Here is a 232-nt window from a genome sequence, read left to right on the forward strand (position 1 = left end):
AGACGTAATGGATAGTCTCATTAATCGTCTTGCTTTCAGTTGTAATAGTTGGCGCATTCTTAGCATAAACCACCGTGAAGTCAAGATCACTAGCGTCACCACTCACAGTTTGTGACCCAATTTCAGCCTGGTCTGGCGTGTAACCCTTAATAGCTGGGCTAGTTACTGCCGCAAAGCTTTGATCTGCTGACCAAGACCCATAGGTCTTTTCACCTGTCACCGCATCAGTTGA

1 pseudogene is annotated in these 232 nt (G+C 46.1%); it reads right to left on the reverse strand.

The window, feature by feature from the left end:
- Positions 1-232, reverse strand: a pseudogene (locus MZO40_RS17720) (hypothetical protein); the annotation flags it as partial.

The organism is Lactiplantibacillus sp. B652, from assembly GCF_023806745.1.
Taxonomy (GTDB): Bacteria; Bacillota; Bacilli; order Lactobacillales; family Lactobacillaceae; genus Lactiplantibacillus; species Lactiplantibacillus pentosus.